Origin of the sequence: Pseudomonas sp. USHLN015 (assembly GCF_037153275.1) — a bacterium.
Taxonomy (GTDB): domain Bacteria; phylum Pseudomonadota; class Gammaproteobacteria; order Pseudomonadales; family Pseudomonadaceae; genus Metapseudomonas; species Metapseudomonas tohonis.
Genome location: NZ_JBBCKP010000039.1, coordinates 1 through 280, shown reverse-complemented (window position 1 = coordinate 280; position 280 = coordinate 1). Strand labels below are relative to the sequence as shown.

The 280-nt window shown below is 68.9% G+C and carries 1 pseudogene; it reads right to left on the bottom strand.

What is annotated here, in order from left to right:
• Positions 1–280, bottom strand: a pseudogene (glyA, locus tag WFQ67_RS30245) (serine hydroxymethyltransferase); the annotation flags it as partial.

Here is a 280-nt window from a genome sequence, read left to right as displayed (position 1 = left end):
CTTCTTCTCGATCTCCTCGTTCTTGCGCGCCAGGATCAGGCCGCCGCGCGGGCCGCGCAGGGTCTTGTGGGTGGTGGTGGTGACCACGTCGGCGTAGGGCAGCGGGTTGGGGTACAGGCCAGCGGCGACCAGGCCGGCGACGTGGGCCATGTCGACGAACAGCAGCGCGCCGACCTTGTCGGCGATGGCGCGGAAGCGCGGGAAGTCGAGGGTCTTCGAATAGGCGGAGAAGCCGGCGACGATCATCTTCGGCTTGTGCTCGACGGCCAGGCGCTCGACC